The sequence below is a fragment of the Corynebacterium frankenforstense genome (assembly GCF_030211955.1).
Classification (GTDB): Bacteria; Actinomycetota; Actinomycetes; order Mycobacteriales; family Mycobacteriaceae; genus Corynebacterium; species Corynebacterium frankenforstense_A.
Window position 1 is genome coordinate 24,880 of the sequence record NZ_JASODI010000012.1, and the last position, 22,984, is coordinate 47,863.

Consider the following 22,984-nt stretch of genomic DNA (forward strand, 5'->3'; position numbering starts at 1 on the left):
CCGGGGATTATGTCCAGCGGCGGGGCCCGTGTATGCTGTCCCCTTGCTGTTGTCGAAAATAATCGTCTACGCCCCGTACGCTGGCGACGGCAGCGCCCCGACCACGTATCGAGCCGCCTCTCGATGCCCCCGGCCGGCGTGGCGCAGCCGTGGAGCGGACGTGGGCGGCTAGGAGAAAGACCCAACCATGTCGGCTATTTGCCAGGTCACGGGACGCAAGCCGCAGTTCGGCAAGCAAGTCTCGCACTCGCACCGCCGCACCTCGCGCCGTTGGAACCCCAACGTCCAGCGCCGGCGGTTCTACCTGCCCTCCGAGGGCCGGACCATCACCCTGAACGTTTCCACCAAGGGCCTGAAGATCATCGACCGCGACGGCATCGAGTCCGTTGTCGCGAAGATCCGAGCACGTGGGGAGAAGATTTAACCAATGGCACGCAACGACATCCGCCCGATCATCAAGCTGAAGTCGACCGCGGGCACCGGTTACACCTACGTGACCCGGAAGAACAAGCGCAACAACCCGGATCGCATCACGATCAAGAAGTACGACCCGGTCGTCCGCAAGCACGTCGAGTTCCGCGAGGAGCGATAATTCATGGCCAAGAAGTCCAAGATCGCCAAGAACGAGCAGCGCAAGGAAATCGTCGCCCGCTACGCGGAGCGCCGCGCCGAGCTCAAGAAGATCATCAAGAACCCGAACACCCCCGACGAGGACCGTCTCGAGGCACAGTTCGAACTGAACCGCCAGCCGCGTGACGCCTCCCCGGTGCGCGTGCGCAACCGCGACTCCCACGACGGCCGTCCGCGCGGCTACCTCCGCCGCTTCGGTCTGTCGCGTGTCCGCATGCGCAACATGGCCCACCGTGGCGAGCTGCCCGGTGTCCGTAAGTCGAGCTGGTGAGAGGGAGTTCTGAGAAAGCATGAAGCGTAACAACGCCAAGCGCGGCCGCATCGAGCACAGCCGCCGCAACAAGAAGAACCCGCTCAAGGCAGCGGGCATCGAGAAGGTCGACTACAAGGACACGACGACTCTTCGTCAGTTCATCTCCGACCGTCACAAGATCCGTTCGCGCCGCGTCACGGGCCTGACCCCGAAGCAGCAGCGCGAGGTCGCCGCCGCCGTGAAGAACGCGCGCGAGATGGCGCTCCTGCCGTTCACCAGCCGCTAAACCAGCACTGAGGACGTCTGACGCTTAGGACGCAACAGCGGCCTGATCCCGCTGGTTTCACCCCGCGTCGGTGACGGCCATGACCGCCCGCCCGGTTTCCCACGAGGAACCGGGCGGGCGGTTTTTCGTCTAGGCTCCGTGGGGTACCGAAACCGCCTCTTCAGGATGGTGAGAGAGACACTCATGCTGCACGCTTCCCTGCGGGCCCTCGAGGAGGCCGCGCCCGACTGCCGATCGGCCGCCCAGGCCCGCGGCGTCCTCGCCGAGTCCCACGAGCTTCTGCGCAACGCCCTGGCCCACTCCGACGACGAGTCCGAGCTGGTGCACTGGTACTCACGGGTGCTCGCGGCGGTGCTGGCCTCCCCCGCCGTGGCTGAGATCGCCGGCGGCGTGCGGCTGGTTCCGCTGGGCGCGCTCGCGCGCCGTGAGGTGCTGCCCGACAGCCCGCTGCGCTTCGCCGCCGTGCTTGACGACGCCGCGTCGGCCGGCGCGGGCGCGAAGGAAGCGGTGGGGCGCGTGGTGGCGCTCTTCGCCGACGCCGAGGTGCCGGCCGAGGCCGGCGGGGAGCCAGTGACGGAGGCCGAGCGTGCCGCCCGTCTCGAGGCCGCGCTGGAGCAGGCGGACATGGCCACGGTGGCCGACGCCGCCGACTCCGCCCTCGCGGAGGGTGAGACGCTCGACGAGCGCTCCTGGGCGCCGCTGGCGGCCTGCTTCGAGGCCGCCCGCCCGGTGGGCCTGCGCGTGCGCGACGGACTGCCGGACCGCTCGGTGACCGTGGACGTGGAGCGGGACCTGGTCGAGCCGGTGGCCGCTGTGGCCCGCTGGGCCGCCAACAGCGCGGGCACACCCTCGATGACGACCTCGGGTCGGCTGGCCGTGGCCGCCGACCGTGGCGTGCTCTCCCCCGCCGAGGCCGAGGAGCTCGAGCTGGCGTGGCGCACGGGCGTGCGCATCCGGCTGCGTCGCTGGGACGAGCGCGTGAGCACCCGCCCGGTGCCCGCCGAGGACCTCTCCGCGGTGCAGCGCAGCGCCTACGGCGCCTCCGCGCGCGGGCTGGCGACCGTCATCGACGCCGTGGCCGCCCGCGTGGAGGTCGAGGCCGGCGACCCGGCGGGCGACCCCGCGGCGCCGGCGTGACCCCGCCGCCCGGGTGGGTAGCATGGACGACGGCCGAAAAGACGATCAGGAGGTAGAAGAGCGTGGCAGGACAGGTGGGACGCCCCCGCAAGCAGAGCCCGCGGCGCCGGGGAGCGACGGCGCGCGAGGAGATCCTCGACGCGGCCAGTGAGCTGTTCACCCGCCAGGGCTTCGCCACCACCTCCACCCACCAGATCGCCGACGCCGTCGGCATCCGGCAGGCCTCGCTGTACTACCACTTCCCGTCGAAGACCGAGATCTTCCTGACACTCTTGAAGTCCACGATCGAGCCCTCGGTGAAGCTGGCCGAGCAGCTGGCCGCCACCGACGAGCCCGCGCCGCTGCGGCTGTGGGCGATGGTGGCCGCCGAGGCGCGGCTGCTTCTGGTCACCCGGTGGAACGTCGGGCGGCTCTACCAGCTGCCCGTGGCCGCCTCCGAGGAGTTCGCCGAGTACCACGCCCAGCGCGCGGAGCTGGCGGAGTCCTTCCGGACGCTGGCCGCCGAGCTGGTCGGCGAGGACGACCCCCGCCTGACGCTCCCCTTCCACCTGGCGATGAGCGCGATCGAGATGCGCGACAACATGGGCACCCCCGCCGCCGACGCCGGGGCCGACGAGCTGCCGCAGATCGCGGTCACACTCGCCGACGCGGCGCTCGACGTGCTGCACACCGAGCTGCCGGAGGGCCGCGGTCCCCGCACCGTGGCCCTCCTGAAGGGGTTCGCCGGCGACTAGCGCCGGCGGCTGGCGCGCTAGTGCGCGAAGTGGCGCGCGCCGGTCAGGTACATCGTCACGCCGGCCTTCTCGGCCGCGGCGATGACCTCATCGTCACGGATCGAGCCGCCCGGCTGGACGACGGCCTTCACACCGGCGTTGGCCAGCACCTCGAAGCCGTCCGCGAACGGGAAGAAGGCGTCCGAGGCGCCGACGGAGCCGCGGGCGCGCTCGTTGCCCTCGCCGCCGAGGGTGTTGGCGCGCTCGACGGCAAGCTTGGCCGAGTCGACGCGGTTGACCTGGCCCATGCCGGCGCCGACGGTCGCACCGTCGTGGGCCAGCAGGATGGCGTTGGACTTCACCGCGCGCACGGCGTGCCAGGCGAAGGCGAGGTCCTTCAGGGTCGCCTCGTCGGCGGGCTCGCCTGCGGCCAGGGTCCAGTTGGCCGGGTCGTCGCCGTCGGCGTGCAGGATGTCGCGCTCCTGGACGAGCGCGCCGCCGGAGATCTGCTTGACCTCGAAGCCGGCGCGCTCGGGCGCCTCGGCCTCGATGATGCGCAGGTTCTTCTTGGTCTCGAGCAGCTCGCGGGCCTCCGGCTCGTAGCCGGGGGCGACGATGACCTCGGTGAAGACCGGCTTGACCTGCTCGGCCATTTCGAGGGTGACCGTGCGGTTGGCGGCGATGACTCCGCCGTAGGCGCTCATCGGGTCGCAGGCGTGGGCCTTCTTGTGGGCGTCTGCGATGGAGACGTCCGAGATGGCGATGCCGCACGGGTTGGCGTGCTTGATCACCGCCACGCAGGCGTCCTCGTGGTCCCAGGCCGCGCGCCACGCGGCGTCGGCGTCCTGGTAGTTGTTGTAGCTCATCTCCTTGCCGTGGTACTGCTTCGCGCCGGCCAGCCCGCCGCCGGCCGGGTCGCGGTAGAGCGCGGCGGCCTGGTGCGGGTTCTCGCCGTAGCGCAGCTCGCGGACCAGCTCGTGGGCCTGGCCGCGCCAGCCCGGGAAGGCCTGGTCCTCGCCGCGGGTCTGCTCGGACAGCCAGCCGGCGACGGCGACGTCGTACTCGGCGGTGTGGCGGAAGGCCGCGGCGGCCAGCTCCGTGCGCTCGGCGAGGGTGAAGCCGCCGGCCTTGGCGGCCTCGACGGCGTCGCCGTAGCGGGCCGGATCGACGACCACGGCCACCGACGGGTGGTTCTTCGCGGCGGCGCGCACCATGGACGGGCCTCCGATGTCGATCTTCTCGACGCAGTCGTCGAAGCCGGCGCCCGAGGCGACGGTCTCGGCGAACGGGTAGAGGTTGACCACCACGAGCTGGAAGGCCTCGACGCCGAGCTCCTCGAGCTGGGCGAGGTGCTCCGGCTTGCGGGTGTCGGCGAGGATGCCGGCGTGCACCTTCGGGTGCAGGGTCTTCACGCGGCCCTCGAGGCACTCGGGGAAGCCGGTGAGCTCCTCGACGCGGGTGACGTCCACACCGGCGTCGGCGATGCGGGCGGCGGTCGAGCCGGTCGAGACGATCTCGACGCCGGCCTCGGCCAAGCCGCGGGCGAGGTCCTCCAGGCCGGTCTTCTCGTAGACGCTGATCAGTGCGCGCTTGATGGGCTTGCGGTCTTCGGTCATGGGGCAGACACTTCCTTGGGTCGTTCGGGTGGGGGTCGTCTCGCTCACGCGGGTCAGTCGGGGCTGGCCCCGGCGCGGTGGAAGCCCTCGAGGACGGAGACGATGAGGCGGCGCTCGACCTTCTTGATGCGCTCGTGCAGCTCGGCCTCGTCCTCCCCGTCGACGACTTCGACGGGCTTCTGGGCGATGATCGGGCCGGTGTCCACACCGGCGTCGACGAAGTGCACGGTCGATCCGGTCACCTTCACCCCGTAGGCCAGCGCGTCGCGCACGGCGTGGGCGCCCGGGAAGGAGGGCAGCAGCGCGGGGTGGGTGTTGACGGTGCGCCCGCCGAAGCGGTCGAGGAAGGGCGCACCGAGGATCTTCATGAATCCGGCGGAGACCACGTAGTCGGGCGCGGCGGCCTCGACGGTGTCTGCGAGCCGGCCGTTCCAGGCGTCCCGGTCCCCCTCGAGCGGGACGGTCAGGGCCTCTATCCCCGCACGCCCGGCGCGCTGAAGCGCGGGGCAGTCCTTGTCCGCGACGACGCGGACGATCCGGTAGGCGGTGCCCTGGTGGTCGATCAGCGACTGCAGCAGCGTGCCGGTTCCGGAGACGAGTACGACGATGTTCAGCGGATCCCTGAATGTCACGGCTCACAGCCTAGCGCGTCGGCCTGTCCCCTCCCCCGGCCGGGTCAGGCGCTCAGTCGCGCGGCTGCGGGGACTGCGGGTCCTCGCCCGCGTCCGCGCCGTCGGAGTCGACGGGAGTGTCCTCCTGGAAGTCCTCGTAGAAGCCCTCGAAATCGGGCTCGGCAGGTTCGGTGGGTTCGGCGGGCGCGGTGTCCGGGGTGGACTCGGCGTCGGCGCCGGTTTCGGAGTCGGCGTCGGCGTCGGCGTCGGAGTCGAGGAGCTCACTGACCGGGACGGCCTCGCCGCGCGGGGCGGCGTCGGTGTCGGTGGCGGTGTCCTCGGGGTCCCCGTCCGGGTCGGCGTCGTCCGCGTTGGTGTCGGCCTCGACGTCCTCGACCTCATCGGCCTCGGCGTCGGTGTCGTCATCGGCCTCGTCGACGACCTCACCGTCGACCGGCTCCGCGTCCTCGTCCCCGTCCTCTTCATCCTGCGCCGCGCGCTCGTCGGCGGCGAGGGCGTCCGCGGAGAGCGTGTCGGCCAGGCGGCGGCGCCGGATCTCGGCCAGGCCCGCGGCCACGAGCCCGACCACGCCGAGCCACACGGCGGCGAGCAGACCTGCCAGCCAGGCCATCGGGCCCGTGGGACCGTAGACGCCCATCTCGCCGCCGGCGAGGTAGCAGGCCGCCCACGCGAAGACCCCGGCGAAGGCGGCCCCGGCGAGCGCCTCACGCCAGTCGGGCAGACGCCGGTAGGCCAGCCACGCACCGGCCAGGGCCGGCAGCAGCAGGAAGACCATCGCCCAGGCGGGCATCTCGGCGGGCACCGCGGAGAAGACCGGCAGCGGCGGCAGCGGCACCAGGTGCACCGAGAACAGCGAGACCGAGGCCGCGCCCGCGTGCACCTCGGAGCCGAGCAGCACCGCGCCGGCGGAGATGACCGCGTTGGGCAGGTACAGCAGGGTGATCAGCACGATCAGCAGCGCCTCGCCGACGCCGTGCGCGGAGGCGAAGATCTCGGCGACCTCGCCGCCGTGCAGGGCCAGGCCCAGCAGCCAGGCCACGAGCCCCGCGCCCGCGGTGAGGCCGAGGAACTTCGCCGCGGTGCGCGCGGCGTCGACAAGCCAGTCCGGGGAGCCGAAGCGGTGCGCCAGCGCCCGCCACAGGCGGGCGCGCATGCCGGTGACCAGAGCGCCGAGGTGGACGAGCAACGTGGCGAGCACGGCGTGGCCCACCGGGGGCAGGTCGACCGGGTAGACGGAGGCGGCGTCGTAGACCATGAACAGCGCGATCAGGGTGAGCCCGAGCGGCAGCCCGACCACCCCGGCGGTGAGCACGCCCAGGTCCGCCAGGCTCACGCGGTCTTTCACCGCGCGGTGCACCCTGCGCGAGATCACCCACGCGAAGAGGATCGCCGGCACCAGCGGCACCACGCCGAGGGCCACCCCGTCAAGCGAGATCGGCGCGGCGTTGAGCACCAGCCAGGCGCTGCCCACGCTCGCCGGCAGGGCCGAGAGCGGCGTCGAGGTCACCAGCAGGGTGACCGCGGCGATCACGACGATCAGCAGCACCGCCACGATGTGCGGCAGGATCGCCGTCGGCAGCTTGCGACGCAGGCGCACCGGCAGGCGCCAGGAGCGCTCGCTGACGGTGCGGGCGGTGTCCGTCGCGACGTCGGCACGCGTGCCCACCCGTTCCGCCGAGCGCGGCGGGCGCCCCTCCTGCACGGGTTGGGTGCGCGGACGGCGCCGGGGCCGCTGGCGACCCCGGCCGGTGCGGCCGGAACGGGCTGTGGCGCGCACGTCGGGGCCGCCCCGGGCACCCCAGGGGCCGGCGGCGGTGCGCGGCGTGCGGTTGGACTGACGGTTCATCTCCTTTACTGTGCCACGCCCGGGCGCCCCCGTGGCGGCGGCGCGCGCCCGCGCGAGGCGTTCACCACGGCTTCTCCGGTGGTCCGGGACAGTTCCGGTCACCGTCCTGTAACATTCCCCGGAGTGCGTGCGATAGGTCTTCTCCGCACACGCCCCCGAGCGGGCTTGCCCCCCTCAAATCGAGACGCTATTGTTATCCGGCGTAGATAACGAGAAGGTCACGACGCGGTCACGGAATGTGATACATCCCAGGCCTGCAGTCGGAAAGAACGTGAGACGGAAGTAGGAACGTTGGGTAGGCACCGCAAGATCACCTCGGCCCAGACGACCAAGGGTCGTATCGCGCTCGTCGCCGCCACCGCCGGCACGGTCTCCACCGCCGGCATCGGCGGTGCGGCCGCCGCGACGATGCAGAACCCGGCCGAGCAGGACGCGCACTCCTATGAGCTGGCCGCCGACGCGGCCACCATCGACGACGCGACCGCCGCCGAGGCTGCCCCGCAGATCCTCAACATCTCCGAGTTCAAGCCGGCCTCCGACATCCAGGACCAGCTGGGCAAGGCCGTCGCCTTCAACGACGAGCGCATGGCCGCCGACGCCGCCGCGCGCATGCCGCAGATCATCAAGCCCGCCGTGGGCTCCTTCACCTCCGGCTTCGGCGCGCGCTGGGGCACCGTCCACAACGGCGTGGACATCGCCAACGCCCTGGGCACCCCGATCGTGGCCGCCATGGACGGCGTCGTCATCGACGCGGGCCCGGCCTCCGGCTTCGGCAACTGGGTGCGCATCAAGCACGAGGACGGCACCATCACCGTCTACGGCCACATGTCCACCATCGACGTGACCGTCGGCCAGCAGGTCACCGCCGGCACCAAGATCGCCGGCATGGGCTCCGAGGGCTTCTCCACCGGCTCCCACCTCCACTTCGAGGTGCACCCCGCCGGCGGCGGCCCGATCGACCCGCTGCCCTGGCTCGCCGAGCGCGGCATCACGCTCTAAGCAGGTCTCACCGCCGGGCCCCGCTCCCGGCCTCTCCCCCGCCCCTTTTCGGGACGGGGGCCTTCTCGTATCTGGGGGCCGATCCCCGGCCCCGCCCCCTCTGCCTACAGCTTCTCCATCGGCACGCCGCCGATGAGCATCAGGCGCACCGTGCCGGCCGAGCCGAAGTCGATGGTCACCGTCGCGCGCGGACCGCTGCCGTCGGCCGCGGTGACCGTGCCCAGCCCGTACTTGGCGTGGTTGACCCGGTCGCCCACCGCCAGGGTGAGGTGGTTGTTCTTCATCGACTGCTGGCGCTCGCGGTTGCGCCGCGCGCGCCCGCCCGAGCCCGATCCGGAGCCGGCGCCCGACCCGGACCGCGGGCCCGGGCCTCCGGCACCGGAGCGCGAACCGCCGTAGTAGCCGAGCCCCGAGGAACCCCAGGACGGCTCGGTCCAGCCGCCGGAGGGCTCCTCGCGCACCCAGTCGATCAGCTCGTCGGGGATCTCGCCGAGGAATCGGCTCGACGGGTTAGTCATCGGGTTGCCCCAGGAGCTGCGCACCAGCGCGCGGGTGATGTAGAGGCGGCGGCGGGCACGGGTGATGCCGACGTAGGCCAGGCGGCGCTCCTCGGCGAGCTCCTTCGGGTCGCCCAGGGCGCGCAGGTGCGGGAACTGCCCGTCCTCCCAGCCGGTCAGGAAGACCACGGGGAACTCCAGGCCCTTGGCGGTGTGCAGGGTCATCAGAGTGACCACGCCCTGCTCGTCGTCGGGGATCTGGTCGGCGTCGGCGACCAGGGAGACCCGCTCGAGGAAGGCCTGCAGGCTGCCCGGGGTGGGCTCGTCCTCCTCGAGCTCCGGGGCGGCCGAGCCGTCCATGGCCTGGTAGGCGGCCTCGTTGGCGGCCTGGGAGGAGAACTCGCGGGCCACGGAGACCAGCTCGTTGAGGTTGTCCAGGCGCGCGCCGTCCTGCGGGTCGTTGGAGGCCTCCAGCTCCGCCTTGTATCCGGTGGCGTCGAGGATGCGGGCGACCAGGTCGCCGATGGCCGGCAGCCCGGTGTCCGGGTCGACCAGCTGCTCGGCCTCGGCGCGCAGGCCGTCCATCAGCTCGACGAAGCGGCCGATGGCGTTGCGCCCGCGCGAGCCGAGCATGGAGATCTTGCCCTCGGCGGCGTCGCGCAGCGCCTCGCCGAAGGAGATCCCGGCGTTCTCGGCGTGCAGGGCGACGAAGGACTGCGCCCGGTCGCCCACGCCGCGCTTGGGGGTGTTGACGATGCGCCGCAGGCTGACCGTGTCGTCCGGGTTGTCCAGCACGCGCAGGTAGGCCACGAGGTCGCGGATCTCGCGACGCTCGTAGAACCGGGTGCCGCCGACGACCTTGTAGGGGATGCCGGAGCGGATGAAGATGTCCTCGAGCGCGCGCGAGGCGTTGTTGGTCCGGTACATCACGGCGATGTCGGAGTAGGCGGTGCCGCGCTCGGCCAGCGAGTCGATCTCGGCGGCGATGTAGCGCGCCTCGTCGTGCTCGTTGTCGGCGACGTAGCCGGTGATCCGCTCGCCCTCGCCGAGCGCGGTCCACAGCTTCTTCTCGCGGCGGTGCTCGTTGCGCGAGATCACGGAGTTCGCCGCGTCCAGGATCGTCTGCGTGGAGCGGTAGTTCTGCTCGAGCAGGATCGTCTCGGCCTGCGGGAAGTCGCGCTCGAACTCCTCGATGTTGCGGATGGTCGCCCCGCGGAAGGCGTAGATGGACTGGTCGGAGTCGCCGACCACGCACAGCTCGCCGGCGTCCTCGCCGCGGCCGACGAGGGTGGAGACGAGCTCGTACTGGGCGTGGTTGGTGTCCTGGTACTCGTCGATGAGCACGTGGCGGAAGCGGCGCCGGTAGTACTCGGTGACCTCGGGGTGCTCGCGGAAGACGCGCACGACCTCGCCGATCAGGTCGTCGAAGTCGACGGCGTTGGCCCGGCGCAGGCGCGCCTGGTACTCGGCGTAGACGGCGGCGACGGTGGACTCGAAGGGGTTGCGGGTGTTGCCCGCGTCCTCGATGGCCTGGGCGGGGTCGACCAGCTCGTTCTTCAGGTTCGAGATCTGGTTGGCCAGGGTGCGCGCGGTGAACTTCTTCAGGTCCAGCCGCATGTCCTTGGCGATCATGGTCAACAGCCGGCGAGAGTCGTCCGAGTCGTAGATGGTGAAGTTCGAGTTCAGCCCCTCGACCAGCTGCGCCTGGGCGCGCAGGATGCGCACGCACACCGAGTGGAAGGTGGCCACCCACATCCGCTCGGCGACGGGGCCGACCAGGTCGGCCACGCGCTCGCGCATCTCGGCGGCCGCCTTGTTGGTGAAGGTGATGGCCAGCACCTGCCAGGGGTTCACCCCGCGCACGCGCATCAGGTAGGCGATGCGCCGGGTGAGCACGGCGGTCTTGCCGGAGCCCGCGCCCGCCACGATGAGCAGCGGCCCGCCGGCGTGCTCCACGGCGGCGCGCTGGGCGGGGTTGAGCCCCTCGACCAGGTCCGCCCCGCTTGCCGACGTCGCGTCCGTGCGCGTCGGCGCGGACGTGCGGGTCGGCGCGGGGGCGTCGGCGCGCCCGCGGGCGCGGGCGAAAGGGTTGTCGGCGGCGTGGGCTCGGGGCTGCTGCGGCTGCGGGTTGTCCATGATGGATCCCAACCTACCCGGTGGCCGGGGCGGGACCGGAGGGGCCGCTCACCTGCGGGCGTGGCATGATGATGGACATGTCTGACTCCCCGGCACCCGACCTCTCCCCCACCGGCACCGACGATCCGCTCTCGGACGCTCAGATCCAGGAGTACCGCGCGGAGATCAACCGGCTCGACGAGGAGATCCTCGCCGCCGTCAAGCGGCGCACGCAGATTTCCCGGGCGGTGGGCAAGGCTCGCATGGGCTCGGGCGGCACCCGCCTGGTGCACACCCGCGAGGTGGCCATCATCAACCAGTTCCGCGGGGAGCTCGGCGAGGAGGGCCCGGAGCTCGCCGCCATCCTGCTGCGCCTCGGGCGCGGCCGCCTCGGCTAGGTTCCGCGGCCTACGCCGCGGAACCGGGGCAGGCGGAACCGGATCAGCGGAGGGGCTGATCTAGCGGGGCACCGAGATGAACTTCTCCTCGAGGTACTCGTGAATGCCCTGGAAGCCGCCCTCGCGGCCCAGGCCGGATTCCTTGACCCCGCCGAAGGGGGCGGCCGGGTCGGAGAGCCCGCCCTTGTTCAGGGCGACCATGCCGGCCTCGACGCGCTCGGCCAGCGCCAGGGCGTGGGTGAGGTTCTCCGAGAAGACGTAGGCGGCCAGCCCGAAGGGCGTGGAGTTGGCCTTCTCGACGGCCTCGTCGTCGGTGGCGAAGGTGTCCACCGCGACCACGGGGCCGAAGATCTCATTGTGCAGGATCTCCGCGTCCGCCGGCAGGTCGGTCAGCACGGTGGCCGGGTAGTAGTAGCCGCCCTCGGGAAGCCCCTCGGGAAGCTCCCCGCCGACGATGCGGCGCGCGCCCTTGTCCAGGGCGTCGTCGACGAGCCCGGAGACGGTCTCGACCTGGTCGGTGCCCGAGAGCGGGCCGTAGTCCACGCCCGCGCCGTTGCCCGGGCCGATCGTCAGCGAGCCCATCAGCTCGGCGACCTTCGCGGTGAACTCCTCGGCCACGGACTCGTGGACCAGGAAGCGGTTGGCGGCGATGCAGACCTGGCCGGCGCCGCGCATCTTGGCCACGGCGACGGCCTGGGCGGCGGTGTCGAGGTCCGCGTCGGCGGCGACGATGTAGGGCGCGTTGCCGCCCAGCTCCAGCGAGACCTTCATGGAGTGGCCCGCGGCCTCCGCCGCGAGCTGCTGGCCCACGGCGGTGGAACCCGTGAACGTGAACTTGCGCACGCGAGCGTCGTCAAGCAACGCGGAGACGTTCGACGCCTTCTTGGCCGGGACCACGGCCAGCACGCCGTCGGGAAGCCCGGCCTCCTTGAGCACCTGGGCGAGGTAGAGCATCGTCAACGGAGTCTTGGACGCCGGCTTGACCAGCATGGTGCAGCCGGCCGCCAGCGCCGGGGCGATCTTGCGCGCGCCCATGGCCAGCGGGAAGTTCCACGGCGTGATCGCCAGGCAGGGGCCCACGGGCTGCTCGGCGACGAGGATGCGGGACTTGCCGTCGGGGCTGACGCGGTACTCGCCGCGCGGGCGCACGGCCTCCTCGGCGAACCAGCGGAAGAACTCGGCGCCGTAACCGACCTCGGCCGCGGAGTCCTTCAGCGCGCGGCCCAGCTCGAGGGTCTGCAGCAGGGCCAGCTCCTCGGAGCGCTCGCCGAGCAGCTCGAAGGCGCGGCGCAGGATCTCGGAGCGCTCGCGCGGGGCGGTCGCGGCCCAGGAGTCCTGGGCGGCGCAGATCGAGTCGAGCGCGCGGCGGGCGTCGGCCTCGGAGCCGGCGGCGACCTCGGTGAGCACGGAGCCGTCGGCCGGGTTGAAGACCTCGAAGGTCTCCCCGTCCTCGGCGGCGACGAACCCGCCGTCGATGAACAGCCCCTTCGGGGTCCTCTCGATCAGCTCCCGCGGGTCCACGGAGGACGCCTGCGCGGTGCCGGCGGAGGTGTTTTCGGTGTTCTTCTCGGTGTTATCGGCCATGACCCCACTATGCCCCCGGCGACGTGGCCTCCGCCACTGTCCAGGGCGGGTGCCGGGGACGCCACGCCGCCGTGTGGCGGGGCAGGCAGGCCGGCCGTGCGCCCGCTCACGTGCGCGGCGCCGGGCGCCGGGCCGAACTATCGTGGTGGAGTACCACCGAACCTCCCAGATAAGGAGCGCAGATGACCGCCGACATCACGGCCACCACCGCCTGGAAGAACCTCGAGGACCGCTACGAGGCGACCCGGGAGGTGACGCTGCGCGAGCTGTTCGCCGCCGATCCCGACCGGGCCGGGAACTTCTCCTTCGACGCCGCCGGACTGCACGTCGACCTGTCGAAGAACCTCCTCGACGAGGAGACCCGCGACGCCCTGGTCGCCCTGGCCGAGGAGATCGGGCTGAAGGACCGCGTCGAGGCGATGTTCTCCGGCGAGCACATCAACAACACCGAGGACCGCGCGGTGCTGCACACCGCCCTGCGCCTGCCCGCCGAGGAGCAGCTGAAGGTCGACGGCCAGGACGTCGCCGCCGACGTGCACGAGGTGCTCGGCCGCATGCGCGACTTCGCCTCCAAGCTGCGCTCCGGCGAGTGGCTCGGCCACACCGGCCACACCATCAAGAAGGTCGTCAACATCGGCATCGGCGGCTCGGACCTGGGCCCGAAGATGGCCACCCTGGCGCTGCGCGCCTACGCCACCGCCGGCATCAGCGGCGAGTTCGTCTCCAACGTCGACCCAGCCGACATGGCCGCCACCCTGGACCGCCTCGACCCCGAGTCGACGCTGTTCATCATCTCCTCGAAGACCTTCACCACCCAGGAGACCCTGGCCAACGCGCACGCCGCTAAGCGCTGGCTGCTCGAGCGCTTCGACGGCGAGGAGGCCGCGATCGCCAAGCACTTCGTCGCGGTGTCCACCAACGCCGAGAAGGTCGCCGAGTTCGGCATCGACACGGACAACATGTTCGGCTTCTGGGACTGGGTCGGCGGCCGCTACTCCGTCGACTCCGCCATCGGGCTTTCCCTGATGTGCGTGATCGGGCCGATGGACTTCATGCGCTTCCTCGAGGGCTTCCACGCGATGGACGTCCACTTCCGCACCGCCAAGTTCGCGGAGAACATCCCGGTGCTCATGGGCCTGCTCAACGTCTGGTACTCCAACTTCCACGGCGCCCAGACCCACGCGGTGCTGCCCTACTCGCAGGACCTCTCCCGCTTCCCGGCCTACCTGCAGCAGCTGACCATGGAGTCCAACGGCAAATCGACCCGCCGCGACGGCGAGCGCGTCGACTACTCCACCGGCGAGATCTTCTGGGGCGAGCCCGGCACCAACGGCCAGCACGCCTTCTACCAGCTGATTCACCAGGGCACCCGCCTGATCCCGGCGGACTTCATCGGCTTCGCCCGTCCCAAGGAGGACCTGCCCACCGCCACCGGCGAGGGCTCGATGCACGACCTGCTGATGGGCAACTTCTTCGCCCAGACCAAGGTGCTCGCCTTCGGCAAGACCGCCGAGGAGATCGCCGCCGAGGGCGTCGACCCGGCGATCGTGCCGCACAAGGTCATGCCGGGCAACCGCCCGACCACCACGATCCTGGCCGAGGAGCTCACCCCGGCCGTCCTCGGCGCGCTGATCGCCCTCTACGAGCACATCACCTTCGTCGAGGGTGCCGTCTGGGACATCAACTCCTTCGACCAGTGGGGCGTGGAGCTGGGCAAGCAGCAGGCCAACGACCTGGCCCCGGCCGTCAGCGGCGAGGTCGAGCCGGACACCGGCGACGCCTCCACCGACTCCCTGATCGGCTGGTACCGCACCCACCGCGGTTAGGCCGCTGAGGCTGAGCCGGTCTTGCTGAGCCGGTGAACCCGTCGGTCCGACGGGCCCGGCCGGCGCTCCGTCTGATCCGCGAAGCGTGATCTGCGCCGCGCGCGAATCCCCCGCCCCGGGGATCGCGCGCGGCTAATCTTTTCCCCATGGGCGAAGCCGTCTCCACAGACACCTACACTCCCCGCCAGCGCACCGAGTACCGCCGGGCCCTGGCACACGACCTCGAGATCTTCGACCGGCACCTCCAGCACGCGGAGTTCGAGGACGCCGGCACCGTCGGCCTCGAGCTCGAGCTCAACCTCGTCGACGAGGACATGGACCCGGTCACCTGCAACCGCGAGGTGCTGGCCCACCTCGACGACGAGTACCAGCCGGAGCTCGGCGCCTACAACGTCGAGCTGAACAACCCGGCGGTCGACCTGACCGGCCAGGGCCTGCGCGACCTCGAGCGCAGCGTGCTGGGCCGTCTGGACCGGGTGCGCGACGCCGCGGCCGAGGCCGGGGCGAAGGTCGCGATGATCGGCACGCTGCCGACGCTGACCACCGAGTTCCTCGAGTCGCCGGGCTGGATGACCCCGGAGAACCGCTTCCGCGGCCTCAACAACGCGATCATGTCCAGCCGCGGCGAGATGGTTCGCATCGATCTCACCGGCCGGGAGCACTACGGCCACGACTTCGCGGACATCGCCCCGGAGTCGACGTGCACCTCGGTCCAGCTGCACCTGCAGGTCCCGCCGAACCGCTTCGCCGACGCCTGGAACGCCTCGCAGGCCATCGCCGGCGTCCAGGTCGCCCTGGGCGCGAACTCCCCGCTGTTCTGCGGGCGCAAGGTCTGGCCCGAGTCCCGCATCCCGGTCTTCCGCCAGGCCATCGACACCCGCACCCCGGAGCTCGAGGCGCAGGGCGTGCGCCCGCGCGTCTGGTTCGGCGAGCGCTGGATCACCAGCGTCTTCGACCTCTTCGAGGAGAACGTGCGCTACTTCTCCCCGCTGCTGCCCGAGGACCGCCAGGCCTCCGGCACCCCGATGATGCAGGGCGACACCCCGGCCGTGCACTACCTCAACCTGCACAACGGCACCGTGTGGCGCTGGAACCGGCCCATCTACGCGCCCGGGTCACCACGCGCCCACCTGCGCGTCGAAAATCGGCTCCTGCCCGCCGGGCCGACCGTGGCGGACACGATCGCCGACGCCGCGTTCTACTACGGCATGGTCAACCACCTCACCGAGGAGAACCGGCCGGTCTGGTCGCGGCTGACCTTCCCGCAGGCGGAGGAGAACTTCATGAACGCCGCGCGCAACGGGCTGACCGCGCGGATGCACTGGCCCACGCTGGGCACCGTCGACGTCGCCCACCTGGTGCGCGAGCACCTGCTCCCGGAGGCCCGCGCCGGCCTGGAGCGCCTGGGCGCGGACCGCGACGTCATCGACCACTACCTCGGCATCATCGAGGGCCGGGCGCGCACCCGGCAGAACGGGGCGCACTGGCAGGTACGCACCCTCGACGCGCTCAGCCCGCGCGGTGCCAAGCCGGACACCCCCGAGCGCGCCGCGGCGATCCGGGAGATGCTCCGGCTCTACCTGGAGCACCAGGCCACCGAGGAGCCGGTGCACACCTGGTCCATGGGCCGCTGAGCGGGCACCCGGGACGTTCGCCCGGCGCGCCCGGCCCGCCGGCTCACATCCGGACCATCGGCTCCCAGCCGAACGGGACGTGGTCGCTGTCGACGACGCGCTTGCCGAAGGGGAAGCAGGTCACCGGGATCATCTTGACGTTGGCGATGGCCAGCGGGATGCCGACGACGGTGATCGCCTGCGCGGCTGCGGTGGTCAGATGCCCGATCGCCAGCCACAGCCCGGCGATGAGGAACCAGATGACGTTGGTGACCCCGGACAGGGCACGCACGCGCCCGGTCTCGCGCACCACGGTGCGACCGAAGGGCCACAGGGCGTAGTTGGCCATGCGGAAGCTGGCCACGCCGGCGGGGATGGTGATGATGAAGATGCAGGCGATGACGCCGAAGACGAAGTAGCCGATCGCCAACCACAGCCCGCCGAGGAAGAACCAGATCAGGTTGAGCAGAAGCTTCATGACCCCAGGCTAGCGGGGCCGGCGCCGCCGAGCATCAGCTGGCAGTGCGGACACCACCAGATCACGCGCTCGAGCTCCGTGGCGTCGCCCGGGGTGCGCGTGCGCCCCCGCTCGTCGCGGCGCCCGCCGCCCGGGGCGCCCGCGGGTGCCGGCGGCCCGCCGAGCCAGCCGGAGCGGATCGGGGTGCCGCAGCGCCGGCAGGGCTTTCCCGCCCGACCGAAGACGTAGGAGCTCTGCCCCGCCCGGCGCACGCCGGTGGTCACCCGGATCGGCGAGTCTCGGTTGGCGCGCATGAGCCGGTGGGTCAGCGCGAGCAGTCTGTCCACGTCCACCGCGCGCACGGGCGTGGCCGGGTGCACGCCGAGCAGGAAACAGATCTCGGCGCGGTACTCATTTCCCACCCCGGCGAGGTTCCTCTGGTCCAGGATCGCGGTGCCCACGGGACGGTCGGGCCGGGCGAGCAGGCGGCGGCGCGCCTCCTGTGCTCCGCCGCGCGACCAGTCCGCGCCGAGCACGTCGGGGCCCAAGTGCCCCATGCGTGCGGACCACTCGCGGGCCGGGAAGACCTCGACCAGCCCGAGCGAGTGGCCGACGACCTCGATGTCGGGGTTGCCCGGGGTGTCGACAAGCCGCAGCACCACGCGCGCGGTGTGGCCGGGTTTGCGCCAGCGCTCGCCGGCGCGGTGCACGGACCAGGTGCCCTCCATCTTCAGGTGGGTGTGCAGCACGTCGTCGTCGAAGAGCATGAACAGGTGCTTGCCGTAGGGCCACACGCGCCGGCAGGTGGTGCCGGTGAAGTCCGCCAGGGCGTGCCGGGGCACCCGCAGCGAGGATTCGGTGACCGTGCGTCCGGTCATGAACTGCAGGCGGCGGGCCAGCTGGAATACGGAGTCTCCCTCGGGCATGACCCCTTCATGCTACGCGGCGCCGCGGCGCCCTCCTGCGGTGCCGGCGTCCCTTGCCGGGCCTCCTGAACCCTCCCACCGGTGGGGTCCACGCCGTCGCCGTGAGGCCGTGAGACCGCCGCGCCCGCGCCCCCGCCGCCTCCCCGTTGTCCCCCGGAGGCGGCCGCGGGCGCTCCCCCCTGGCGACCCGTCCCGCGGCGTGCGGTCGGGGTCGACTCGCGGTGGTTCGACTCCCGTCGGCGACGGAGCTGGATCCCCTGGTGGCGCATCCTCGCCCCGCTGCACCACGAACTATAAGTGGGGTCGAATCAGTTCCCCCGTACGCATACGCCCACCGCGGTGGGCAGATGTGTCAGCGGCCACGTCGTCCGCCACCGCCGCCACGTAGGCCCCATCCGCCCCTGCCGCCACGGCGCGGGCGGCCGAAGCCACCCCCACGCGGGGGTTGTTCCTCGCCGCCCTCCCAGACGGTGGGGTCGGGCTCGCCGCCCCAGGGCAGTTCGTCGTCGTCGAAGCTGAGCTCCTCGAGCGCCTCGCCGAGGCTGCGCCCGCCGTGCGCGGGGCGTTCCGGGCGGGGATCACTCCCCCTCGATTGACGACGTCCCGCCCCTCCCGCGTGCGCGGTCACGCGCAGCCCCCGCGGGGTGACGCGCGCGCCTGCGGCGCGCATGGCGCTTGCGAGCGGATGGGTGAGCGCCGGTTCGCCGTCGACGTGCTCGATGACGAAGCCGCGGGCGCGCCCGGAGGCGACGAGCTCGGCCAGGGCGCGCACGACGAGTCCGGCGAGCTCCTCCTCGCCGACGCCGAGGCCGACCGGGAGGCTGCCGGTGAACAGGCTCAGCCGGCGCCCGCCGCGGGTGACGTGCGCCAGCAGCAGGCCGTCGACGAGGACGACGAGCGCGCCGGCCGAGCGGGTCGGTCCCTTGCGCGGCCAGGGAAGGGCCGCGCCGTAGGGGTTGGCCGGGTCGCAGGCGGCCAGCACGTGGACCTTCGGCTCGCGGGTCCCCGAGGGCCAGCCCTCCAGGTCCGGGGTGTCGGCGTAGCCGCGCAGGCGGTCGATGATCGCCGGGGCGGAGAACTGCGCGGCGCCCAGGCCCTCGACGAGGTAGCCGCGCAGGGCCCGGCCGTTCTCCTCGAATCTGGAGAGCACCTTGTAGGCCAGCGCGAAGCCGCCGGCCACCCCCTCGTCGACGACGCTGCCGCGGGTGAGCACGCCGTAGCGGTCCAGCCAGGCCTCGCCGAGGGCCACCGAGCGGGTGGTCGCGTCCTCGGTCGGGGCGACCGCGAGCGCCCAGCGCCCGCGCATGTCCGGCGGGACGCGGCTGCCGCCGGAGTTGCCGAAGGCCCCGGCGCGCTGGGACTGCGCGAAGCTGGTGCGCCCCATGCGCAGGCGGGTGCGCCCCGGGGTGCGCTTGGCGCGGTGCGCCGAACCGGAGGCCGGCCCGGAGGCGGCCAACCGGGCGCGCAGCGGGGCGAAGCTCTCGGGGGCGACCCGGCCGGCTTCGACCAGGCCCCAGATCGCCTCGCGCAGCTCCTCAGGCGTGACCTGACCGGTGACCAGGCCGAGGTCCTCGCCGGTGACCTCGGCGAGCAGGTCGGTGAACAGGAACGCCCCTCCCCTGCCGAGCACGCCGAGCACGGACTCCTGCAGCCCGCTGAACGTGGCGACGGCTTCGCCGTCGCCACCCTCCTTCTGCCTCGTGGCACCGACGAAGTCGGTGCCATCGGCCAGTTGCGCGGCGTAGTCGGCGGGCAGCAGCGTGATCCACGGGTCGCGGGCCCCGGCGGTGCCGGCGCCCCGGATGAGCACCTCGCCGGAGGTGGTCAGCTCGTCGAGCCAGCGCGGCTCGTAGCCGTCGACGCGCGCCGGCAGCACCAGCGACTCCCACGCCGAGGCCGGAAGCCGCACCCCGGCGAGCTGCTCGACGACGGCGAAGACCCCGTCGACGCCGTGCAGGCCCGGCCGCTCGCCGACGGCGGCGACCTGCTGCCACTCGGGCAGGAAGCGGCCGAAGGCGGACTGGCTGACCGGGCGGGACTCCCGGCGCGCGGCGGCCAGGCAGCGCCGCCGGATCACGCCGAGGACCTCGGCGTCGCAGTACTCGGCGGTCTCCACGCCCTGACGGAAGCGGCCCTCGACGACCTTGCCGGCCCGCGCGGCGGTATCGAGCACGGAGTGCGCCGCCGAGACCGACAGCCCGAAGGCGCCGGCCAGGTCGCGCAGGGTGAAGGGCCCGCGGGTGCGCGCCCAGCGGGCCACCAGCTGATCGAGGGCGTCGACGACGGTGTCCACCTGGGCCGGCACGCCCGGCGGGACGGGCACGCCCAGGCCGTCGCGCAGCAACGCGGCGTCGGGAATCTGGGCGAGGTGCTCGCGCCCGGCGAACCGCACGGACATCACGCGCCCGGAAAGCTCGGCGCGCGCGACGCCGGCCGGGTCGGCGAAGTCGCAGTGGTCCCCCAGCTCCTCGACGGGGACGGGGCCGAGCAGGCGCAGCACGTCGGCGAGCTCCTCGGGCCCGCGCGCGCGGCGACCGTCGGCGGTGCGCTGCAGCTGGGCGTGGGTCTCGGCGATGATCTCGGGGTCGAGCAGCTCGCGCAGCTCGACGGTGCCCAGCAGCTTGGCCAGCAGCGCCGGGTCCAGGGCGAGGGCGGCGGCGCGCTTCTCGGCGGCCGGGGTGTCGCCCTCGTACATGAAGGCGCCGGTGTAGTTGAACAGCAGCGAGGAGGCGAAGGGGCTGGGCTGCTCGGTGGTGACCTCGGCGATGCGCACGCGGCGCAGCGCGACCGCCCGCAGCACCTCCTCTAAGGCGGGCAGGTCGTAGACGTCCTGGAGGCACTCGCGGACGGTCTCCAGGATGATCGGGAAGGACGGGTAGCGCCGCGCGACGTCGAGAAGCTGCTCGGCGCGCTGGCGCTGCTGCCACAGCGGGGCGCGCCGACCGGGGTTGCGCCGCGGCAGCAGCAGGGCTCGGGCGGCGCACTCGCGGAAGCGGGAGGCGAAGAGCGCCGAGTCGCCGACGCGGGCAGCCACGGTCTCGCCGACCTCGTCGGGGTCGAGGGCGAACAGGGCACCGGAGGGCTCGGCGTCGGCGTCCGGCAGGCGCAGCACGATGCCGTCTTCGCCGGCGACGGCCTGGGCGTCCATGCCGAGGTTCTCTTCGACGGCCGCGCCGACGGCCAGGGCCCAGGCGGCGTTGACTCCCCTGCCGAAGGGCGAGTGCAGCACCACGCGCCAGTCGCCGAGCTCGTCGCGGAAGCGCTCGAGGACCAGAGTGCGCTCGTCGGGCACCACGCCGGTCGCGTCGCGCTGGTCGCGCAGGTACGCGACCAGGTTGGCCCGCGCGTCGTCGTCAAGCCCGGCGGTGCGCAGACGCTCCTCGGCGCCGCCCACGCCGACGCCGGCACCCGCGCCCGCGCCGGGGTCCGCGGAGTCGGCCTCGGCGAGGATCTCGCGGCGGAAGGCGCCGAGCGCGCGGCCCAGCTCGGCGGGACGGCCCACCGCGCCGCCGTTCCAGAAGGGCAGCCGGCCGGTGTGGCCGGGCGCCGGAGTGACCAGGACCTGGTCACGGGTGATGTCCTCGATGCGCCAGCTCGTCGCACCCAGGGTGAACACGTCGCCCACGCGCGACTCGTAGACCATCTCCTCGTCGAGCTCGCCGACGCGCCGCGGGGCCCCGTTCTCGCCGCCGCCCTCCAGGAAGACGCCGAACATGCCGCGGTCCGGGATGGTCCCGCCGCTGGTGACGGCCACCCGGCGCGCCCCGGGGCGGGCGGAGAGCACGCCGGTGGTGCGGTCGTAGACCACCCGCGGCTTCAGCTCGGCGAAGTCGGCCGAGGGGTAGACGCCGCTGACCAGGTCGAGCACGGCGTCGAAGACCTCCCGCGGCAGCTCGCGGTAGGGGTGGGCGCGGCGCACGGTGGCGAACCAGTCCTCGACGTCGAGGTCGGCGGCCGCCACGGCGGCCACGGTCTGCTGGGTGAGCACGTCCAGCGGGTTCTTCGGCGGGTGGAGCTCCTCGATCGAGCCGGTGCGCATCCGCTCGACCGTCACGGCCGTCTGCACCAGGTCCGCGCGGTGCTTCGGGTAGAAGGAGCCGTGGGAGACCGCGCCGACGGTGTGCCCGGCGCGGCCCACGCGCTGCAGGCCGGAGGCGACCGAGGGCGGCGACTCGACCTGGACGACGAGCTCGATGGCGCCCATGTCGATGCCCAGCTCCAGCGAGGAGGTGGCCACCACGGCCTTGAGCGTGCCCTCCTTGAGCATCCGCTCGGTGACGGCGCGCTCATCCTTGGACACCGAGCCGTGGTGGGCACGGGCGATGACGGGCGCGGCGGAGCCGGCGGTGTCGACCGACTTCATCAGCTGCGCGGGGTCGCGCCGGGTGGGCGCGGCCAGGGACTCCGGGTCGTGCTCGGCGGCCCACAGCTCGTTGAGCCTGCTGGTCAGCCGCTCGGCGGTGCGCCGGGAGTTGACGAAGACGAGCGTGGAGCGCGCGGCGGTGATCTCGGCGTAGAGCTCGCGCTCGATGAACGGCCAGATGGACTTCTGCGCCGGCAGGGCGGACTCCTCGGGCACCCCGCCGGTCACACCCACGGTGTCGTCGACGACGGCCGCGCCGATGGTCGAGCCCTCCTCGGGCACCGGCAGGTCCGCCATGTCCTCCACCGGCACGTGGACCTTGAGGCCCCAGCGCTTCGGGGCGGCCGGGGCGATGATCTCCACCGGGCGGTCGCCGCCGAGGAAGTCGGCGACGGCGTCCAGCGGTCGCACGGTCGCCGACAGCCCGATGCGCTGCGGGTCGCGGCCGGTCAGCCGGGAGAGCCGCTCGAGCGAGAGCGCGAGGTGCGCGCCGCGCTTGGTGCCGGCCAGGGCGTGGATCTCGTCGACGATGACGGTGTCGACGTCCCTGAGGATCCCGGCGGCCTTCGAGGTGAGCATCAGGTAGGCCGACTCGGGCGTGGTGATCAGGATGTCCGGCGGGCGGCGCAGCTGACGGGCACGCTCGGCCTGTGGCGTATCTCCCGAGCGCACGCCGACGGTGATGTTCGGCACCGCCTGCCCGGTGCGCTCGGCGACGCGGGCAATGCCGGTCAGCGGGGCGCGCAGGTTGCGCTCCACGTCCACGCCCAGGGCCTTCAGCGGGGAGATGTAGAGCACCTTGACCCCGTGGCCCTTCTCCGCCGCGCTCATCTCGCACGCGCCCTCGCCCGGGGCCGTGAGCACCCCCTGACCCGCCGGTTCGACCAGCGAGTCGAGCGCCCAGAGGAAGGCCGCGAGCGTCTTGCCGGAGCCCGTGGGCGCGACGACCAGGGCGTTTTCGCCCTTCGAGATGGTCGCCCAGGCCTCTTCCTGCACTTTCGTGGGCTTCTCGTAGACCTCCCGGAACCACTGCGCCACTTGCGGGCGGAAGTCGTCGACGATGCGGGAGGCCATGCCTCGATCTAACCAAACG

At 72.5% G+C, this 22,984-nt stretch carries 18 protein-coding genes; 10 read left to right on the plus strand and 8 right to left on the minus strand.

The annotated features are described in order from the left end of the window. The first annotated feature begins 187 nt into the window (after positions 1-187). From rpmB to QP119_RS07445, 6 genes are all read left to right on the plus strand, one after another. The gene (gene rpmB, locus QP119_RS07420; protein ID WP_075663480.1) at positions 188-424 is read left to right on the plus strand and encodes a 50S ribosomal protein L28; all 237 of its coding nucleotides are present in this window, start codon (positions 188-190) and stop codon (positions 422-424) included. Between the two features lie 3 nt (positions 425-427). Further along, complete coding sequence (rpmG, locus tag QP119_RS07425) at positions 428-592, plus strand: 50S ribosomal protein L33 (protein WP_075663479.1); 165 nt, start codon at positions 428-430, stop codon at positions 590-592. A gap of 3 nt (positions 593-595) precedes the next feature. After that, on the plus strand, positions 596-901 hold the full coding sequence (gene rpsN / locus QP119_RS07430) for a 30S ribosomal protein S14 (RefSeq protein ID WP_075663478.1): 306 nt from the start codon (positions 596-598) through the stop codon (positions 899-901). Positions 902-920: 19 nt separating this feature from the next. Then, entirely contained in the window at positions 921-1,169 is a 249-nt protein-coding gene (gene rpsR / locus QP119_RS07435; protein ID WP_284774923.1) for a 30S ribosomal protein S18, read from the plus strand. 183 nt (positions 1,170-1,352) lie between these two features. Continuing rightward, on the plus strand, positions 1,353-2,306 hold the full coding sequence (locus QP119_RS07440) for a putative nucleotidyltransferase substrate binding domain-containing protein (RefSeq protein ID WP_284774924.1): 954 nt from the start codon (positions 1,353-1,355) through the stop codon (positions 2,304-2,306). 62 nt (positions 2,307-2,368) lie between these two features. Beyond that, on the plus strand, positions 2,369-3,040 hold the full coding sequence (locus tag QP119_RS07445; RefSeq protein ID WP_284774925.1) for a TetR/AcrR family transcriptional regulator: 672 nt from the start codon (positions 2,369-2,371) through the stop codon (positions 3,038-3,040). 17 nt (positions 3,041-3,057) lie between these two features. Here QP119_RS07445 and purH read toward each other — a convergent pair whose 3' ends face one another. From purH to QP119_RS07460, 3 genes are read right to left on the minus strand one after another with little or no spacing between them, the layout of a single operon-like run. After that, positions 3,058-4,635 (minus strand): bifunctional phosphoribosylaminoimidazolecarboxamide formyltransferase/IMP cyclohydrolase, encoded by a 1,578-nt coding sequence (gene purH, locus QP119_RS07450; protein WP_284774926.1) that lies wholly within the window; start codon positions 4,633-4,635, stop codon positions 3,058-3,060. A 53-nt stretch (positions 4,636-4,688) separates the two neighbouring features. Then, the gene (gene purN / locus QP119_RS07455; RefSeq protein WP_284774928.1) at positions 4,689-5,267 is read right to left on the minus strand and encodes a phosphoribosylglycinamide formyltransferase; all 579 of its coding nucleotides are present in this window, start codon (positions 5,265-5,267) and stop codon (positions 4,689-4,691) included. Between the two features lie 52 nt (positions 5,268-5,319). Continuing rightward, positions 5,320-7,113: a DUF6350 family protein gene (locus QP119_RS07460; protein ID WP_284774930.1), complete on the minus strand. Its 1,794-nt coding sequence runs from the start codon at positions 7,111-7,113 to the stop codon at positions 5,320-5,322. Between the two features lie 291 nt (positions 7,114-7,404). On the opposite strand from QP119_RS07460, the gene QP119_RS07465 reads away from it, so the two are divergent. Continuing rightward, entirely contained in the window at positions 7,405-8,112 is a 708-nt protein-coding gene (locus tag QP119_RS07465; RefSeq protein WP_284774932.1) for a M23 family metallopeptidase, read from the plus strand. Positions 8,113-8,216: 104 nt separating this feature from the next. Here the strand turns inward: QP119_RS07465 and QP119_RS07470 are convergent, their stop codons facing one another. After that, positions 8,217-10,745: a UvrD-helicase domain-containing protein gene (locus QP119_RS07470; protein ID WP_423777775.1), complete on the minus strand. Its 2,529-nt coding sequence runs from the start codon at positions 10,743-10,745 to the stop codon at positions 8,217-8,219. Between the two features lie 77 nt (positions 10,746-10,822). On the opposite strand from QP119_RS07470, the gene QP119_RS07475 reads away from it, so the two are divergent. Beyond that, positions 10,823-11,122 (plus strand): chorismate mutase, encoded by a 300-nt coding sequence (locus QP119_RS07475; RefSeq protein WP_284774934.1) that lies wholly within the window; start codon positions 10,823-10,825, stop codon positions 11,120-11,122. A gap of 60 nt (positions 11,123-11,182) precedes the next feature. Here QP119_RS07475 and QP119_RS07480 read toward each other — a convergent pair whose 3' ends face one another. Beyond that, entirely contained in the window at positions 11,183-12,706 is a 1,524-nt protein-coding gene (locus QP119_RS07480; protein ID WP_284774936.1) for an NAD-dependent succinate-semialdehyde dehydrogenase, read from the minus strand. A gap of 182 nt (positions 12,707-12,888) precedes the next feature. On the opposite strand from QP119_RS07480, the gene pgi reads away from it, so the two are divergent. Together pgi and QP119_RS07490 are read left to right on the plus strand one after the other, a co-directional pair. Then, positions 12,889-14,532: a glucose-6-phosphate isomerase gene (gene pgi / locus QP119_RS07485; protein WP_284774938.1), complete on the plus strand. Its 1,644-nt coding sequence runs from the start codon at positions 12,889-12,891 to the stop codon at positions 14,530-14,532. 146 nt (positions 14,533-14,678) lie between these two features. Then, complete coding sequence (locus QP119_RS07490; RefSeq protein ID WP_284774940.1) at positions 14,679-16,166, plus strand: glutamate--cysteine ligase; 1,488 nt, start codon at positions 14,679-14,681, stop codon at positions 16,164-16,166. Positions 16,167-16,209: 43 nt separating this feature from the next. On the opposite strand, the gene QP119_RS07495 is transcribed toward QP119_RS07490, so the two are convergent. From QP119_RS07495 to QP119_RS07505, 3 genes are all read right to left on the minus strand, one after another. Beyond that, positions 16,210-16,623, minus strand: a complete 414-nt coding sequence (locus QP119_RS07495; protein WP_284774942.1) for a YccF domain-containing protein — start codon at positions 16,621-16,623, stop codon at positions 16,210-16,212. Next, positions 16,620-17,528 carry a DNA-formamidopyrimidine glycosylase family protein gene (locus QP119_RS07500; protein ID WP_284774943.1) on the minus strand — a complete coding sequence of 303 codons (909 nt, stop codon included), beginning with the start codon at positions 17,526-17,528 and terminating at the stop codon, positions 16,620-16,622. The genes QP119_RS07495 and QP119_RS07500 overlap by 4 nt, the downstream gene beginning before the upstream one ends. Before the next feature lie 352 nt (positions 17,529-17,880). Beyond that, the gene (locus tag QP119_RS07505; RefSeq protein ID WP_284774944.1) at positions 17,881-22,965 is read right to left on the minus strand and encodes an ATP-dependent helicase; all 5,085 of its coding nucleotides are present in this window, start codon (positions 22,963-22,965) and stop codon (positions 17,881-17,883) included. Positions 22,966-22,984 lie beyond the last annotated feature (19 nt).

Coding starts and splice junctions, on each gene's coding strand:
- rpmB (WP_075663480.1), top strand. CDS start 188: ATGTCGGCTATTTGCCAGGTCACGGGACGCAAGCCGCAGTTCGGCAAG.
- rpmG (WP_075663479.1), top strand. CDS start 428: ATGGCACGCAACGACATCCGCCCGATCATCAAGCTGAAGTCGACCGCG.
- rpsN (WP_075663478.1), top strand. CDS start 596: ATGGCCAAGAAGTCCAAGATCGCCAAGAACGAGCAGCGCAAGGAAATC.
- rpsR (WP_284774923.1), top strand. CDS start 921: ATGAAGCGTAACAACGCCAAGCGCGGCCGCATCGAGCACAGCCGCCGC.
- QP119_RS07440 (WP_284774924.1), top strand. CDS start 1,353: ATGCTGCACGCTTCCCTGCGGGCCCTCGAGGAGGCCGCGCCCGACTGC.
- purH (WP_284774926.1), bottom strand. CDS start 4,635: ATGACCGAAGACCGCAAGCCCATCAAGCGCGCACTGATCAGCGTCTAC.
- QP119_RS07460 (WP_284774930.1), bottom strand. CDS start 7,113: ATGAACCGTCAGTCCAACCGCACGCCGCGCACCGCCGCCGGCCCCTGG.
- QP119_RS07470 (WP_423777775.1), bottom strand. CDS start 10,745: ATGGACAACCCGCAGCCGCAGCAGCCCCGAGCCCACGCCGCCGACAAC.
- QP119_RS07475 (WP_284774934.1), top strand. CDS start 10,823: ATGTCTGACTCCCCGGCACCCGACCTCTCCCCCACCGGCACCGACGAT.
- QP119_RS07480 (WP_284774936.1), bottom strand. CDS start 12,706: ATGGCCGATAACACCGAGAAGAACACCGAAAACACCTCCGCCGGCACC.
- pgi (WP_284774938.1), top strand. CDS start 12,889: ATGACCGCCGACATCACGGCCACCACCGCCTGGAAGAACCTCGAGGAC.
- QP119_RS07490 (WP_284774940.1), top strand. CDS start 14,679: ATGGGCGAAGCCGTCTCCACAGACACCTACACTCCCCGCCAGCGCACC.
- QP119_RS07495 (WP_284774942.1), bottom strand. CDS start 16,623: ATGAAGCTTCTGCTCAACCTGATCTGGTTCTTCCTCGGCGGGCTGTGG.
- QP119_RS07500 (WP_284774943.1), bottom strand. CDS start 17,528: ATGCCCGAGGGAGACTCCGTATTCCAGCTGGCCCGCCGCCTGCAGTTC.
- QP119_RS07505 (WP_284774944.1), bottom strand. CDS start 22,965: ATGGCCTCCCGCATCGTCGACGACTTCCGCCCGCAAGTGGCGCAGTGG.